The 1,707-nt window shown below is 51.3% G+C and carries 3 protein-coding genes; all 3 read right to left on the bottom strand.

Annotation, left to right across the window (positions count from 1 at the left end):
- The coding region (gene trpS / locus Q0628_RS13780; protein WP_298771930.1) for a tryptophan--tRNA ligase at nucleotides 1-544 on the bottom strand (544 nt) is incomplete at its 3' end.
- Between the two features lie 12 nt (nucleotides 545-556).
- On the bottom strand, nucleotides 557-1,498 hold the full coding sequence (locus Q0628_RS13775; protein ID WP_298771928.1) for a UDP-glucuronic acid decarboxylase family protein: 942 nt from the start codon (nucleotides 1,496-1,498) through the stop codon (nucleotides 557-559).
- Between the two features lie 31 nt (nucleotides 1,499-1,529).
- Nucleotides 1,530-1,679 (bottom strand): hypothetical protein, encoded by a 150-nt coding sequence (locus Q0628_RS15805; RefSeq protein ID WP_366979164.1) that lies wholly within the window; start codon nucleotides 1,677-1,679, stop codon nucleotides 1,530-1,532.
- Nucleotides 1,680-1,707: the final 28 nt, after the last annotated feature.

Raw genomic sequence — 1,707 nt, 5'->3', positions numbered from 1 at the left:
TGAATACGTCCTGCCCAAAATGCTTGTTGAACTTGATGGCGATATCGCGGGCAAATTCCACGTGCTGTTTCTGGTCCTTGCCGACCGGCACGATGTCTGCGCTGAACATCAAAATGTCGGCATCCATCAAGCACGGGTAGCAGTAAAGACCCATGTTCACGTTGGCATCCGGATCTTCGCCGGCGGCTTCGTTCTTCGCCACCTTGTCCTTGTAGGCGTGGGCGCGGTTCATGAAGCCCTTCGGCGTAAAGCAGCTGAGTGCCCAGCTAAGTTCAAAAATTTCAGGAATGTCGCTCTGCTTGTAGAACAGGCCCTCTTCGGGGTTCAAGCCGAGTGCAAGCCAGGTTGCCGCAATCTTGTAGATGTTCGCACGCATTTCGGCACCGTTCTGTACCGTAGTCAAAGCATGGTAATCGGCAATGAAGTATACCGTATCGTAGGTCTTCGAAAGTTCAAGAGCCGGGCGAATTGCGCCCAAGTAGTTACCTAGGTGAGGAGTGCCGGTGGGCTTGATGCCCGTGAGAGAAATTTTTTTCGTGGCCATAGGATTGAAGGGTTAAGGATTAGAATCTTTTAAAAGTTTGTCAAAATACACAATCGTCTTTTCGAGGCCCTGGCGCAAGGGAATCGTCGGTTCCCAGCCGAGAGCGGATTTTGCAAGGTCAATGTTCGGACGGCGCATCTTGGGGTCATCACCCGGAAGCGGCTTGTACACGATCTTGCTTTTGGAACTCGTGAGTTCAAGAACTTCTTTAGCAAGTTCAAGCATCGTAAATTCGCCGGGGTTTCCGATGTTGACCGGTCCAATAATCTTGTCCTGGTTCATCATGCGGATAAAGCCTTCGATCAAGTCGTCTACATAGCAGAAGCTACGGGTCTGGCTACCGTCACCGTAAATGGTGATGTCTTCGCCCTTGAGCGCCTGCACAATAAAGTTACTGACGACGCGGCCATCGTTCATGAGCATGCGCGGGCCGTAGGTGTTAAAAATTCGCACGATGCGGATATCCACATTGTTCTGGCGGTGGTAATCCATGAACAGGGTTTCGGCGACGCGTTTGCCTTCGTCGTAGCAGCTACGGATGCCGATGGGGTTTACGTTTCCCCAATAGTCTTCGGTCTGCGGATGCACGGCCGGATCGCCATAGACTTCGCTGGTGCTTGCCTGCAAGATGCGTGCTTTTACGCGCTTGGCCATGCCAAGCATGTTGATGGCACCCATCACGCTCGTCTTGATGGTCTTTACCGGATTAAACTGGTAATGGATGGGGCTTGCGGGGCATGCCAAGTTAAAGATGCGGTCCACTTCCAACAGAATCGGTTCTGTCACATCGTGGCGGATCAGTTCGAAGCGATGATTGTCGCGCAGGTGGTCGACATTCATCAAACGACCCGTAAAGTAGTTGTCAAGGCAAATAACCTCGTGTCCGTCGTTCAAAAGACGTTCACACAAGTGACTTCCCAAAAACCCAGCCCCACCAGTAACTAGACAGCGCATATTAAGCTCCAATTATATGAGCATAATATAGCTATTTAACGATCTGGTTCTTGCCGTGTTGTTTACCCCAGTACAGCTTTTCGTCCGCCTGGCGGATGTATTCCTCGTAGTCAGCAATACTTTCACCCGTGCAAAGGCCGATCGTCGCCGTAATGACAACACGGGTTCCCTTGTGATAAATCTCCTGCTCCGAAAGCTTGGCTCGGAAA

It is taken from the genome of uncultured Fibrobacter sp. (genome assembly GCF_937877005.1).
In the GTDB taxonomy this organism is placed as follows: domain Bacteria; phylum Fibrobacterota; class Fibrobacteria; order Fibrobacterales; family Fibrobacteraceae; genus Fibrobacter.
This window is presented reverse-complemented; position numbering and strand designations above follow the sequence as displayed.